Annotated in this window: 11 protein-coding genes; 6 read left to right on the top strand and 5 right to left on the bottom strand. The window is 63.1% G+C overall.

Annotated elements, in window-relative coordinates:
* The first annotated feature begins 3 nt into the window (after positions 1 to 3).
* The gene (locus R6G97_RS04405; RefSeq protein WP_043215785.1) at positions 4 to 381 is read left to right on the top strand and encodes a hypothetical protein; all 378 of its coding nucleotides are present in this window, start codon (positions 4 to 6) and stop codon (positions 379 to 381) included.
* 97 nt (positions 382 to 478) lie between these two features.
* Here R6G97_RS04405 and R6G97_RS04400 read toward each other — a convergent pair whose 3' ends face one another.
* The gene (locus tag R6G97_RS04400; RefSeq protein ID WP_011535295.1) at positions 479 to 688 is read right to left on the bottom strand and encodes a cold-shock protein; all 210 of its coding nucleotides are present in this window, start codon (positions 686 to 688) and stop codon (positions 479 to 481) included.
* 231 nt (positions 689 to 919) lie between these two features.
* On the opposite strand from R6G97_RS04400, the gene plsB reads away from it, so the two are divergent.
* From plsB to R6G97_RS04385, 3 genes are all read left to right on the top strand, one after another.
* Positions 920 to 3406, top strand: a complete 2487-nt coding sequence (plsB, locus tag R6G97_RS04395; protein ID WP_090346057.1) for a glycerol-3-phosphate 1-O-acyltransferase PlsB — start codon at positions 920 to 922, stop codon at positions 3404 to 3406.
* A 102-nt stretch (positions 3407 to 3508) separates the two neighbouring features.
* A complete protein-coding gene (locus R6G97_RS04390) occupies positions 3509 to 3907 on the top strand; it encodes a YbaY family lipoprotein (RefSeq protein ID WP_043215782.1) in 399 nt (132 codons plus the stop codon).
* Between the two features lie 35 nt (positions 3908 to 3942).
* The gene (locus R6G97_RS04385; RefSeq protein WP_043215781.1) at positions 3943 to 4632 is read left to right on the top strand and encodes a DUF4197 domain-containing protein; all 690 of its coding nucleotides are present in this window, start codon (positions 3943 to 3945) and stop codon (positions 4630 to 4632) included.
* Between the two features lie 102 nt (positions 4633 to 4734).
* Here R6G97_RS04385 and R6G97_RS04380 read toward each other — a convergent pair whose 3' ends face one another.
* Together R6G97_RS04380 and R6G97_RS04375 are read right to left on the bottom strand one after the other, a co-directional pair.
* Complete coding sequence (locus R6G97_RS04380) at positions 4735 to 7791, bottom strand: efflux RND transporter permease subunit (RefSeq protein WP_070572398.1); 3057 nt, start codon at positions 7789 to 7791, stop codon at positions 4735 to 4737.
* Positions 7792 to 7797: 6 nt separating this feature from the next.
* Positions 7798 to 8898: an efflux RND transporter periplasmic adaptor subunit gene (locus R6G97_RS04375; protein ID WP_090346055.1), complete on the bottom strand. Its 1101-nt coding sequence runs from the start codon at positions 8896 to 8898 to the stop codon at positions 7798 to 7800.
* 169 nt (positions 8899 to 9067) lie between these two features.
* Between R6G97_RS04375 and R6G97_RS04370 the strand changes: the two genes are divergently transcribed.
* Entirely contained in the window at positions 9068 to 9709 is a 642-nt protein-coding gene (locus R6G97_RS04370; RefSeq protein ID WP_043215915.1) for a TetR/AcrR family transcriptional regulator, read from the top strand.
* 795 nt (positions 9710 to 10504) lie between these two features.
* On the opposite strand, the gene R6G97_RS04365 is transcribed toward R6G97_RS04370, so the two are convergent.
* Positions 10505 to 11266 carry a class I SAM-dependent methyltransferase gene (locus tag R6G97_RS04365; RefSeq protein WP_372240779.1) on the bottom strand — a complete coding sequence of 254 codons (762 nt, stop codon included), beginning with the start codon at positions 11264 to 11266 and terminating at the stop codon, positions 10505 to 10507.
* Positions 11267 to 11381: 115 nt separating this feature from the next.
* Between R6G97_RS04365 and R6G97_RS04360 the strand changes: the two genes are divergently transcribed.
* The gene (locus R6G97_RS04360; protein ID WP_070575202.1) at positions 11382 to 12005 is read left to right on the top strand and encodes an energy transducer TonB; all 624 of its coding nucleotides are present in this window, start codon (positions 11382 to 11384) and stop codon (positions 12003 to 12005) included.
* Between the two features lie 2 nt (positions 12006 to 12007).
* On the opposite strand, the gene R6G97_RS04355 is transcribed toward R6G97_RS04360, so the two are convergent.
* Positions 12008 to 12664: an extensin-like domain-containing protein gene (locus R6G97_RS04355; protein ID WP_317848187.1), complete on the bottom strand. Its 657-nt coding sequence runs from the start codon at positions 12662 to 12664 to the stop codon at positions 12008 to 12010.
* Positions 12665 to 12695: the final 31 nt, after the last annotated feature.

The raw sequence follows: 12695 nt of genomic DNA, 5'->3' as shown, positions 1-12695 counted from the left end.
TTTATGCGCCAACCCGATATCGAGATCTACCTCAAGGACACCGACGTCGACCACAAGCAAGTGGCCGAATGGCTCAGCCAGGCATTGGGCACTTGTAGCGAATGGCAGCAGCGTGGCCAAACCTGGAAATGCATGGCCGGTAACATTCCGGTCACCTGGGTACCCAAGGCTGTAGGGAAATGGAACAGCCTGTTCCTCGAAAGCGACCAGACGCCATGGGACGACGACATCGCCTGTGCTCGCGCTGCCTATGCCGCGCTGGGCGTCGAAGTGCGCTGCGCACCCGGCAGCTGGGCCGAAGAAGATGGTGAAGAGGATGCCGATCGCTGGATCCGCATCAGCGCCGACGGTGAACAGGAAATCACCTGGCGCACCCACTGAGGCTACTGCCGACACGCCGCAGCTTCACGTTGGATCGCATCAGGCTGCAAGCTCCACGGACAGCTTGCAGCTTGAAGCTTACTGCTCCAGACGGCGGTCAGAGACCGACGACGTCCTCAGCCTGCAGGCCTTTCTGGCCTTGCACAAGGGCGTACTCCACCTGTTGTCCCTCGACCAGGGTACGATGCCCCTCACCGCGGATAGCACGATAGTGGACGAAGACATCCGCCCCACCTTCACGCTGAATGAAGCCATAACCCTTGGCATCGTTGAACCACTTCACATTCCCAGTCTCACGAGACGACATCTGAACTACTCCGGATTTTTATTTTGAAGATCGCCTTGCAAGCACGAGGTCACCACCCCGTGCCGACGCAGCTCGCAGAAATATCTTGCAAGCTGCGGACCGAGTATATGACAGCGAACAAAAAAATTTCATGACTGGGCGTCGATTTGGCGAATTTTGCCGAACTTGCGCAGATACGGCAGACTAACTGCCTGGAATATCACTTAAAAATCTCTCCCAGGGCACACACCCATGACCCGTTCCCCCCTGCGCCGACTGATTTTCGGCGCCTTGCGTCGCCTGTTGTACCTGTGGGTGCGCTCCGAAACCATCAACCAGTCATCTCTGTCTCTGAAGCTCGATCGCAGCCGTCCCGTGTTCTACGCCCTGCCTTCGCCTTCGCTGACGGACCTGGCCGTCGTCGATCGCGAATGCACCAAGGCGGGGCTACCGCGTCCTGTGCTGCCGGTCAGTGTCGGTTCGCTGCAGGAGCCTGCGGCTTTCTTCTACCTGACGCCCGATCCGGACTGGCTCGGCCGTCATGACAAACGCGGCGCGCCCCCTACCCTGGAGCGTCTGGTCGGCGCAGTGAGCCAGCATCCGGAAGAGGACGCGCAGATCATTCCGGTCAGCGTGTTCTGGGGCCAGTCGCCCGCCAGTGAGTCCAGCCCCTGGAAACTGCTGTTCGCCGACAGCTGGGCGGTTACCGGCCGCCTGCGCCGTCTGCTGACCATACTGATCCTGGGCCGCAAAACCCGTGTGCAGTTCTCAGCGCCTATTCACCTACGCGAGCTGATCCAGCACAACAAAGGCCACGAGCGCACCGTGCGCATGGCCCAGCGCATCATGCGCGTGCACTTTCGCAACCTCAAAACCGCCGTCATCGGCCCGGACATCTCCCACCGACGCAACCTGGTCAAGGGCCTGGTCCATGACCCACTGGTGCGCCAGGCAATCAGCGACGAGGCCGAACGCGAGAAGATCCCTTACGCCAAGGCAGAAGCCCAGGCCCTGCGTTACGGCAACGAGATCGCCTCGGACTACACCTATACGGCGATCCGCTTCCTCGAAGTGGTGCTCAGCTGGTTCTGGAACAAGATCTACGACGGCATCAAGGTCAACCACATCGAGCAGGTGCAAGGCATCGCGCCAGGGCACGAGGTGATCTACGTGCCATGCCACCGCAGCCATATCGACTACCTGCTGCTCTCGTACCTGTTGTTCCGCAACGGCCTCACGCCCCCGCACATCGCCGCCGGCATCAACCTCAACATGCCGGTGATCGGCGGCCTGCTGCGCCGTGGCGGCGCCTTCTTCATGCGCCGGACCTTCAAGGGCAACCCGCTGTACACCGCGGTATTCAACGAATACCTGCACACCTTGTTCACCAAGGGCTTCCCGGTGGAGTACTTCGTCGAAGGTGGGCGCTCGCGCACCGGGCGCATGCTGCAACCGCGCACCGGGATGCTGGCCATCACCTTGCGTAGCTTCCTGCGCTCCTCGCGCACACCGATCGTCTTCGTGCCGGTGTACATCGGCTATGAGCGCGTGCTCGAAGGCCGTACCTACCTGGGCGAGCTGCGCGGGGCGAGCAAGAAGAAAGAGTCGATCTTCGACATCTTCAAGGTCATCGGCGCACTCAAGCAGCGTTTTGGCCAGGTCTATGTCAATTTCGGCGAACCGATCCGCCTCAATGCCTTCCTCGACCAGCAGCAACCCGGTTGGCGCGAGCAAGCCCTGGGCCCGCAATTCCGCCCGGCCTGGCTGAACGAAACCACCACCCGCCTGGGCGAGACCGTGGCACGTCACCTGAACGAAGCGGCGGCGATCAATCCGGTCAACCTGGTGGCCCTGGCACTGCTGTCCACCAGCCGCCTGGCACTGGACGAACGCGCCCTGACCCGCGTGCTGAACCTGTACCTGGCCTTGCTGCGGCAGGTCCCCTACTCCCCTCACACCACCCTGCCGGAGGGTGACGGTCCGGCCTTGATCGAACATGTCAGGGGCATGGACCTGCTCTCGGAGCAAAAGGACGCCCTGGGCCGCATCCTCTACCTGGATGAAGCCAACGCAGTGTTGATGACCTACTACCGCAACAACATCCTGCACATCTTCGCCCTGCCGGCGTTGCTGGCGAGCTTCTTCCTGAGCAGCTCACGCATGAGCCGCGAACTGGTCGGCCAGTACGTCAAGGCGTTGTATCCGTACCTGCAGGCTGAACTGTTCCTGCGCTGGACACCCGAGCAATTGGACGAGGTCATCGACCAATGGCTCGACGCATTGGTAGCACAGGGTCTGCTGCGCTTCGAGAACGGCGTCTATCTGCGCCCGGCCCCAAGTTCGCGGCAGTTCGTCCTGTTGACCTTGCTGGCCCGGAGCATCACCCAGACGTTGCAACGCTTCTACATGGCCACGTCCCTGCTGCTCAACAGCGGCCAGAACACCCTGAGCGCCGAGGAGCTGGAAGACCTGTGCGTGATGATGGCCCAGCGCCTGTCGATCCTGCATGGCCTGAATGCCCCGGAGTTCTTCGACAAGACGCTGTTCCGCCATTTCATCCAGACCTTGATCGACCAGGATGTACTGCGCCCCGACGGTCAAGGCAAGCTGGGCTATCACGACAAGCTCGGCGAACTCGCCGAGGGCGTGGCCAAGCGCGTGTTGTCGGCGGAGCTGCGCTTGTCGATCCGCCAGGTAGCGCTGCACCGCGATGAGCCGGTGGAGGTAGCACCCGCCTGAGATAAGCCCGGACGCAGTAGCCCCAACGCTGAAGACTCCGGAAAAATCCGCTAAAGTCCCTGAGGTTGGCCAAAAGCCAACCCCAAGGACACCGGAGATTCCATGAAAAAACTCTTCATGCTGTGCGGCGTATCCCTGCTCGCAGCCTGCACCAGCAACACACCCTCCCACCAGGCCAGCCTGGATGGCGAAGTCTACTATCTGCAACGCATGGCTCTGCCACCGGCTGCCACCCTGAGCGTGAGTTTGCAAGACGTCTCGCTGATGGACGCCCCGGCGGTGACCTTGGCCAACCAGGCCGGCCCGGTGAAGGGCAATGTGCCGCTGCCGTTTCACCTCACCTACGACCCGACCCAGATCAAAGCCGGCCACCGCTACGCAGTCAGCGCACGCATCGAGCTGGACGGCAAGTTGCTGTTCATCAACACCGAACACCACGGCGTGAACCTCGACGGCAGCGATCCGCAGCCTGTGCGCATCAAGGTCGACCCGGTGCGCTGAGCCCGCCCTCTCCCAGCTATAAGGAAATACCCAGCATGATTCGCACCTCCCTGCGCTTCACCACCCTGTGCGCCGGCCTGCTGCTGTCGGCCAGCGCCCTGGCCCTGTCGCTCGGCGACCTGAGCCAGAAAGATGCCACCGGCGGCCTGAAGGACGCCCTGACTCAGGGCGCTCAGATCGCCGTCAAGCAACTGAGCACGCCTGGCGGCTTCAGCAACAACCCGGATGTGCGCATCGAATTGCCAGGCAACCTGGGCAAGGCCGCCAAGGCCATGAAGATGTTCGGCAAGGGTGAGCAGGTCGAAGCCCTGGAAAACAGCATGAACAAGGCGGCCGAAGCAGCGGTTCCGCAGGCCCAGGCGATTCTGGTCGATGCGGTCAAGAAGATGACCGTGACCGACGCCAAGGACATCCTCAACGGCGGCCAGGATTCGGCAACCCAGTACCTGAACAAGAGCAGCCGTGAAGAAATCCGCGCCAAGTTCCTGCCGATCGTCAAGCAAGCCACGGACAAGGTTGGCCTGGCGCAGCAGTACAACAACTTCGCCGGCCAAGCCGTGGCCCTAGGCGTGGTAGACGCCAAGAGCGCGAGCATCGAGAACTACGTGACCGAGAAAGCGCTCGATGGCCTGTTCGAGATGATCGGCAAGCAGGAGCAGAACATTCGCCAGAACCCAGCCCAGGCCGCGACCAGCCTGGCCAAGAAGGTGTTCGGCGCGCTTTGAAGCGCGCGGCTGCAAGCTGTAAGTTTCAAGCGGTAAGCCACAAGCAAGACGCGAGGCCTGCGTGGCTCGTCCCCCTTGTGGCTTGCCGCTTGCCGCTCCCAGCTAGCCGCTTTTCCTCACTCTGAACCACGCCGCATACAACGCTGGCAGGAACAACAGCGTCAGCACGGTCGCTACGATCAACCCGCCCATGATGGCCACCGCCATCGGCCCGTAGAACACGCTGCGCGACAGCGGGATCATTGCCAATACCGCCGCCAGGGCGGTGAGCACGATCGGTCGGAAGCGCCGCACCGTAGCTTCGATGATCGCCTGCCAGCGATCCAGCCCCGCCGCGATGTCCTGTTCGATCTGGTCGACCAGGATCACCGAGTTACGCATGATCATCCCCGCCAGTGCGATGGTGCCGAGCATGGCGACAAACCCAAAAGGCTGCCGGAACACCAACAGGAACAGCGTCACACCGATCAGCCCCAAGGGCGCGGTGAGAAACACCATCACCGTGCGCGAAAAACTGCGCAACTGCACCATCAGCAACGTCAGCACCACCACGATGAACAGTGGCATGCCGGCGTTCACCGAACGCTGGCCGCGCTCGGCATCTTCCACGGCGCCACCGACTTCCAGCAGGTAACCTTCGGGCAAGGTATCGCGCACCGTTTGCAAGGTTGGCAGGATCTGCTTGACGAGCGTAGCCGGCTGCTCCTTGTCATAGATGTCGGCCCGCACGGTCACCGTGGGCAGGCGGTTGCGGTGCCAGATCACGCCTTCTTCGAAGCCGTACTCCAAGGTCGCCACCTGGGACAACGCCACGCTCTGGCCGTTGTCGGTGGGCAGCGCGAGGCTGCCGAGGTTGCCCAGCTCACGGCGTTCCTGGCCGGTGCCGCGTAGCAGGATCTCGATCAGTTCGTTGTCTTCGCGGTACTGGCTGACCGTGGTGCCGGTCAGCGAGCTTTGCAGGAAGCTCGACAGATGCGCGGTGCTTACGCCCAAGGCCCGGGCGCGGTCCTGGTCGATCTCCAGGAACACCGCCTTGCTCGGCTCCTCCCAATCGAGGTGCACGTTCACCACATGGGGGTTCTCGCGCACCTTGACCGCTACCTCCCGCGCCAGGGCACGAACCTTCTCGATATGCTCGCCCGTCACCCGGAACTGCACCGGATAGCCCACCGGCGGACCGTTCTCCAAACGGGTGACCCGTCCACGCAGCTCGGGGAATTGCGCATCCAGCGTGGCGATCAACCAGCTGCGCAGGGCTTCACGATCCTCCAGGCTCTTGGCCAGTACCACGAACTGGGCAAAGCTCGCCGCCGGCAATTGCTGGTCCAACGGCAGGTAGAAACGCGGCGACCCCGTGCCGACATAGGCCACATAGTTGGCGATGCCATCCTGCTGCTTGAGCAGTGCCTCCAGGCGCTTGACCTGCTCGGTTGTATTGGCCAGCGATGCGCCTTCGGTGAGTTTGAGGTCGACCATCAGTTCGGGCCGGCCCGAGGCCGGGAAGAACTGCTGGGGCACGAAGCGGAACAGCAGGATGCTGCCAACGAAAGCCGCGACCGTCAGCACGATCACTGTCTTGCGCCGGCGTACGCACCACTCCACGACGCGGCGCACACGCTGGTAGAACGGCGTGCCATACGGATCCGGACCGTGCGCACCCTCGGCGTGACGCTTGGCCAGGTCTGGCAGCAGGCGGTCGCCCAGGTAAGGCACGAAGACCACCGCGGCCACCCAGGACGTCAGCAAGGCAATGGTCACCACCTGGAAGATAGAACGTGTGTATTCGCCAGTACTGGAGGCCGCCGTGGCGATCGGCAGGAAGCCCGCCGCCGTGATCAAGGTGCCAGTGAGCATTGGGAATGCCGTGCTGGACCAGGCATAGCTCGCCGCCTTGAGCCGGTCGAACCCCTGCTCCATCTTGATCGCCATCATCTCCACGGCAATGATGGCGTCGTCCACCAGCAGCCCAAGCGCCAGCACCAGTGCGCCAAGGGAGATCTTGTGCAGGCCGATGCCGAAGTAATGCATCGTGGCGAAGGTCATGGCCAACACCAGTGGAATGGCCAGGGCCACCACCAGGCCGGTGCGAAGGCCCAGGGAGAAAAAACTCACCAGCAGCACGATGGCCAGGGCTTCGACCAGGACCTGGACGAACTCCCCTACCCCTGCCTTCACCGCAGCGGGCTGGTCCGAAACCTTGCGCAACTCCATGCCCGCCGGCAGGTTGCGCGCCAGGCGGGCGAACTCGCCTTCCAGGGCCTTGCCCAGCACCAGGATGTCGCCACCGTCCTTCATCGAGACCGCCAGGCCGATTGCGTCCTCGCCCATGAAGCGCATGCGTGGCGCAGGTGGGTCGTTGAAGCCGCGATGGACCTCGGCCACATCCCCGATACGGAAGGTGCGATCACCTACGCGGATCGGGAACTGGCGAATCTGCTCGACGCTGTCGAAACGTCCGCTGACACGCAACTGCAAACGCTCGCTGGGGGTCTCGAAGAAACCTGCGGTGCTCACCGCGTTCTGCTCGCTCAGCGCCTGCTGCACCGCCTGCAACGGCACGCCGAGGGTGGCCAGCTTGAGGTTCGAGAGCTCGATCCAGATTTTTTCGTCCTGCAGGCCGATCAGCTCGACCTTGCCCACGTCCTTGACCCGCTGCAGTTGGATCTGGATACGGTCGGCGTAGTCCTTGAGCACGGCGTAATCGAACCCGGGACCTGTCAGTGCATAGATGTTGCCAAAAGTCGTGCCGAACTCATCGTTGAAGAACGGCCCCTGAATCTCGGGCGGCAAGGTATGGCGAATGTCCGCGACCTTCTTGCGGATCTGGTACCACAGCTCGGGGATGGCATCGGAGTGCATGGAGTCCCGGGCCATGAACGTCACCTGGGACTCGCCTGGACGCGAGAACGACACGATCCGCTCGTACTCGCCGGTTTCCATCAGTTTCTTTTCGATGCGCTCGGTGACCTGCCGGGAGACCTCCTCGGCGGTAGCACCCGGCCATATCGTGCGAATGACCATGGCCTTGAAGGTGAACGGTGGATCCTCGCTTTGTCCCAGCTTTGTGTAGGACATCGCGCCAATCGCGCCCAGGAGGATCATCAAGAACAGCACGATCTGCCGGTTGCGCAAGGCCCAGGCGGAAAGGTTGAAACCCATCGGGAATTACTCCTTGGTCGCCAGGTTCACATCACGGTTGGAACGGTCCACGGGCCGGACCTGCTGGCCCTCGCGCAACACATGGCCACCTGCGGCCACTACCCAGTCATCCGCCTTCAGCCCTTCGAGCACCGGCACGCTGTCATCGCCATAAGGGCCCAGGCGCACTACCGCGCGTTCGAGGCGGTTGTCCTTGCCGATGCGCCAGACGTAGGCCTGCCCCTGTTCGGCCGTAACCGCCGAAAGCGGCACCGACAGCGGCGCGCGTTCAGCGTGGGCAATGAACACTCGCGCGCTTTGCCCCAGCTCGGCCGGCGTGCTGGAGGTGGTGAAGGCAATCCGCGCAGCGAAGGTACGCGAGCGAGGATCGGCCGCCGGAGACAGCTCACGGATGCGCCCCGGATAACGCGCGTTCGGGTGCGACCACAGCTCCACACTCACCGTTTGCCCCACGCCAAAGCGGGCGAATTGCTGCTCCGGCAGGCCGATGAGCACTTCTCTCTCACCATCGGCGGCCAGGGTGAACACGGTCTGCCCTGGCGCCACAACCTGACCCACCTCGACCTGACGCTTGGCGATCACGCCTGCTTGAGGTGCCCGGAGCACGGCGTACTCCGCCTGGTTGCCGGCCACGTCGAATTCCGCCTTGGCCTGCTTGAGACGCGCCTGGCCTGCGCGATAGAGGTTCTCGGCGTTGTCGTACTGGGAACGGCTGACCATCTGCCGCTCCAGCAGCTTCTGGTAGCGATCGCGCTCAGCCCGCACCAGGGCCAGGTTGGCTTCGGCGGCAGCGAGCTGGGCGCGGTTGGCCTCCAGTTGCAGACGGACATCCTGTGGGTCGAGCTCGGCCAGCGGCTGGTCGGCCTTGACCCGCTGCCCCTCCTCCACCAGGCGCTTGCTCACCTTGCCGCCAATGCGAAAGGCCAGCTCAGGCTCGAAGCGAGCCCGCACCTCGCCGGGATAACTGTCGGCCGAAGCACCCGTTGGCTGGGGCTGGACCACCAACGCCGGGCGCGGCACAGCAGGGGCCGCGGCCTCCTGACCGCAAGCGACCAGCAGCAATGCCAAGGTGGCGGGTAAAACGATGGGCACGGCATGACGCAACATGATGGATGTCCTTTCGCGAGGAGCGCCTCGAATATTTATACTGGCGAGTATATTAAGTCAGGACATCAGGGTCGGGAAGCGGGTAACACAGAGAAAAACGTATTAACCATCCACGCCTTTAGCAGCCGGATGCGCTGCGACCCGTTAAGATGGGGGACTTTTCATCATGATGCGGATTCCCATGTCCAACGACGCACCCACTGGCCCTGGCCGGCCCAAGGACCTGGCCAAGCGCGAGGCCATCCTCGAAGCCGCCAAGACCTTGTTCCTGAGTCTTGGCTATGCGAACACCAGCATGGATGCGGTCGCTGCGGCGGCAGGTGTTTCAAAACTCACGGTCTACAGCCATTTCAACGACAAGCAGACGCTGTTTGGTTCGGCCGTCATGGCGACGTGTCAGACCCAACTGCCTGACCTGATCTTCGAGCTGCCCGAAGGCGTTCCGCTGGAACAGGTGCTGCTGAATATTGCCCGGGGGTTTCAGGCGTTGATCAGCAGTGACGAGTCGGTCAAGTTGAGCCGGTTGATCATTGCCTTGGGGAACCAGGACCCTGGCTTTGGCGAGTACTTCTGGGAGGCGGGGCCCAAGCGGGTGCTGGCCGGGATGGAAGCGCTGCTGGCCAGTGTCGCGCAGCGGGGGTTGCTGGCGATCGACAATCCCTTGCGGGCGGCTGAGCATTTCTTCTGCTTGGTGAAGGGGGCGCCGGATTATCGGCTGCTGCTGGGGTGTGCGCCGGCGTTGACGGTGGAGGAGGCGGAGGTGCATGTGCGGGAGGTGGTTGGGTTGTTCATGCGGGGGTACCGGGTTTAAGGGCTTGGGCTTTGAGGCTGTGTGAATATCCGGTGTTGGTGGGGGCGCCACCGGCGCTTTTCGCCTTTACGGCGACCTACTTTTGCTCTTGGGCAAAAGTAGGCAAAAACCGCTGCCTCCCACATCCGGCCCCTGCGCTGCGCTCCGGGGTTCCCTGCGCTCCGCTGCCTTTCGGGGCTTCGCGGCCTCCGGTTTGCTGCGCAAGCCTCCATCTCGCAACTTCGGCTGCGCCGAAGGGCGCTGCGCGCCTGCCCCTACAGACACCTCCACTCGGCCTCCTGAGGTCGCGATGGGTGGTGCCTGGACTATCGCGCATCAAAAGCAACAGCAACGGCAAACAAGCTGATTAATTTGTTGTTTGTGCCGGTGTTTCGCGGGTTTACCCGCGATGGGCGGAACATACCCCACAAAAACCCCTGAATGAAACAACGCCAACCCAGACGCCGCCCGTAACTTGCGCCCTATCAGCAGGCCGAGCGGAGGTGTCTGTAGGGGCAGGCGCGTAGCGCCCTTCGGCGGTAGCCGAAGTCGCGAGATGGAGGCTGGCGCAGCCAGCCGGAGGCCGCGAGGCCCCGTAAGACACCGCAGCGAGGGGACCCGGTGCGAAGCGCCGGGCCGGATGCAGGGGCGCGCGGCTTTTGATTACTTTTGGCCAAGACCAAAAGTGACCCGCCGTAAGGGCGGAAAGGTGAATCAGCGTCGACAAATCAAACGGATAAGCCCACAAACCTCAAAACCACAACCCAGCCCCAGCCCCAGCCGCAGCCGCAGCCGCAGCCGCAGCCCCAAACCTAATCAAGCCTTGAGCGCCTTCTTGGGATAAATGTCATACCGACTCGATTTCCCCTCCAGACTGTGGCTCGGCTTGGGCCCATCGATAATGGGCGCCTTGCGTGGCCGCTTGACCACAACCCGGTGGGAAGCCAACGCCAACGCCGCCTCCAACAACGCCGGCGCATCCAGGTCATCACCGACCAAGGGCCGGAACACCCGCATTTCCTTCTTCACCAGCGCGCTCTTGTCCCGATGCGGGAACATCGGATCGAGATAGATCACCTGGGGTGGCTCGCCCTCCCAGGCGCGCATGCGCTCGATGGCGTTGCCGGTCAGCAGGTGCATGCGCTCGACGATCGCCCCCACCTCGTCATCCCCACGCGCCCGCGCCAGCCCATCCTCGAGCAAAGCGGCAATCAGCGGCTGGCGCTCGATCAGGGTCATCTGGCAGCCCAGGCTGGCCAGCACGAACGCATCCTTGCCCAAGCCTGCAGTGGCATCGAGCACCTGGGGGCGGACGCCTTGGGCGATGCCGACGGCCTTGGCGATCATCTGTCCGTTACCCCCGCCATAGAGCCGTCGATGCGCCGCCTGTCCTTCGACGAAGTCCACCCGCACCGGTCCCGGCGCCTGCGGCCCTAGCTGCTGGATCTGCAACCCATCAGGCCCGACCTGCACGGCAAACCCCGCCTCGTCATCCACCAGCGGCACACCCAGGCGCTCGGCCCACACTTGTGCCTGGGCCTGGAACTCAGCCGACAACGCCTCGACCCTGATACCCATGCCCTGCTCTAGCTCCACCATCGGTTCGCGCACTCGAAAAAATTAATGAAATCCCGGCCACCGCCGATACACGCAGTATCCGCTATTCTGCCAGAGCACAACGCGCGCGACTGCCATGTCAGAAACCCTTCCCATCGGCTTGACCTACCTGTCGCCTGTTGGCAACTACGGTCGACAGAACACCCAGGCACTCGGGGGCGTAAGCCACCTGTGGCAGGATTTCTTCGCCCGCGCGTTGGCCGAGCAGCAAGGGACGGAAGCGGACCCGGTCAGCCAAGCCATCGCCAAGCAGGTCGACAAGGAAAGCGGTGAACCGCTGGGCGGTGTGCGCACCCTGGCGCAGATCCATGTCCAGCGTAGCTGCGATGTCCACGACACCGAGGTCAAACCGCCCGAGCCGCTGTTCCTGCCAAAGGCCGAATTCGAGACCGAATTGCTGGAGAACGCACCCGAGCCGTTCAGCACCGCCGAACTGATCGAACAACAGCGCCAGCTCGACTTGAGCAACAGTTGGTTGCGCCCAGTGGTCATGAGTCAGGGCCATCCGCTTCCCGAGCCTGGCCCGGCGCCGTCGCCGCGGGCGTTGTTCCTGCCCATCGCCGAGTTCGAAACGGATCTGTTGGAAAACGCCCCCGAGCCCTACGACGAACCCACCTTGGCCAAACAGCAGAACGATCTGGAGTTCGACCTTCACTGGGCGCGCCCGGTAGTGCTGAACAACGTGCGCACGCACGCCTGAGCTCAGCGGCAGACCTGCCAGAGCCCCATGTCCAGGTGAAAGTGGTTGTGGTGCGCCGCGTTGTAGTCCGGCCCCAGCACCGTATTGAAACTGTTGCAGGCCGCGTCATGGACCTCCCGTAAAAACGCCGCCTTCTCCCCGCCCTTCTGCCAATCCCTCGCCAGCACGATGCGTTGTCCATCCTTGAGGCGAAAACCCGTGATATCCAATGCATTGGCGCTGGCATGCTGGCTGAGCCGACCTTGTTTACGGTGGTACACATTTCGGCAGGCAAAGCTGCCCAAGTGCTCGACCTGGGCCACGGGCTGGCCAAAAATTCGTTGCGCCGCGGGCTGCAGTCCATGCTTTTCGAACAACGCGTAGGCCACCGCCAATGGGCAAGACGCCAGGAAGCTGCTGCTAAGGCGCGCTTCGCCAGTTTCGATTCGCCACACGTTGCGTAGCGGGCAATTGGCCGTGGGCGCGCTGTCGGCCTGTGGCCGGTAGCGCAAGGCCGATGTCTGCAAGGCCTGCAGGCACAAACGTGGGTTCTCGCGCAGGCGCGCGAGCTTGTAGGGCGTCAGGAAGTTGGGCGGCTGGCGCACGTCCAGCACCGCCCAGGGGTTCCAGGCGGCAGGTGGTCGCCAGCCCAGATACCACGCCAGGGCCGCCATTGCCATCAGGCCGACAACCAGCAGCGTGGCAACACGC

It is taken from the genome of Pseudomonas sp. HTZ2, assembly GCF_033173945.1.
In the GTDB taxonomy this organism is placed as follows: domain Bacteria; phylum Pseudomonadota; class Gammaproteobacteria; order Pseudomonadales; family Pseudomonadaceae; genus Aquipseudomonas; species Aquipseudomonas guariconensis.
The sequence above is the reverse complement of the archived record's forward strand: the minus strand, read 5'-3'. Positions and strand labels throughout refer to the sequence as shown.

Excerpts from the sequence above, each read along its gene's own strand:
- R6G97_RS04380 (WP_070572398.1), bottom strand. The coding sequence starts at position 7,791 with ATGGGTTTCAACCTTTCCGCCTGGGCCTTGCGCAACCGGCAGATCGTG.
- R6G97_RS04405 (WP_043215785.1), top strand. The coding sequence starts at position 4 with ATGCGCCAACCCGATATCGAGATCTACCTCAAGGACACCGACGTCGAC.
- R6G97_RS04385 (WP_043215781.1), top strand. The coding sequence starts at position 3,943 with ATGATTCGCACCTCCCTGCGCTTCACCACCCTGTGCGCCGGCCTGCTG.
- R6G97_RS04365 (WP_372240779.1), bottom strand. The coding sequence starts at position 11,266 with ATGGGTATCAGGGTCGAGGCGTTGTCGGCTGAGTTCCAGGCCCAGGCA.
- R6G97_RS04360 (WP_070575202.1), top strand. The coding sequence starts at position 11,382 with ATGTCAGAAACCCTTCCCATCGGCTTGACCTACCTGTCGCCTGTTGGC.
- R6G97_RS04355 (WP_317848187.1), bottom strand. The coding sequence starts at position 12,664 with ATGGCAATGGCGGCCCTGGCGTGGTATCTGGGCTGGCGACCACCTGCC.
- R6G97_RS04370 (WP_043215915.1), top strand. The coding sequence starts at position 9,068 with ATGCGGATTCCCATGTCCAACGACGCACCCACTGGCCCTGGCCGGCCC.
- plsB (WP_090346057.1), top strand. The coding sequence starts at position 920 with ATGACCCGTTCCCCCCTGCGCCGACTGATTTTCGGCGCCTTGCGTCGC.
- R6G97_RS04390 (WP_043215782.1), top strand. The coding sequence starts at position 3,509 with ATGAAAAAACTCTTCATGCTGTGCGGCGTATCCCTGCTCGCAGCCTGC.
- R6G97_RS04375 (WP_090346055.1), bottom strand. The coding sequence starts at position 8,898 with ATGTTGCGTCATGCCGTGCCCATCGTTTTACCCGCCACCTTGGCATTG.
- R6G97_RS04400 (WP_011535295.1), bottom strand. The coding sequence starts at position 688 with ATGTCGTCTCGTGAGACTGGGAATGTGAAGTGGTTCAACGATGCCAAG.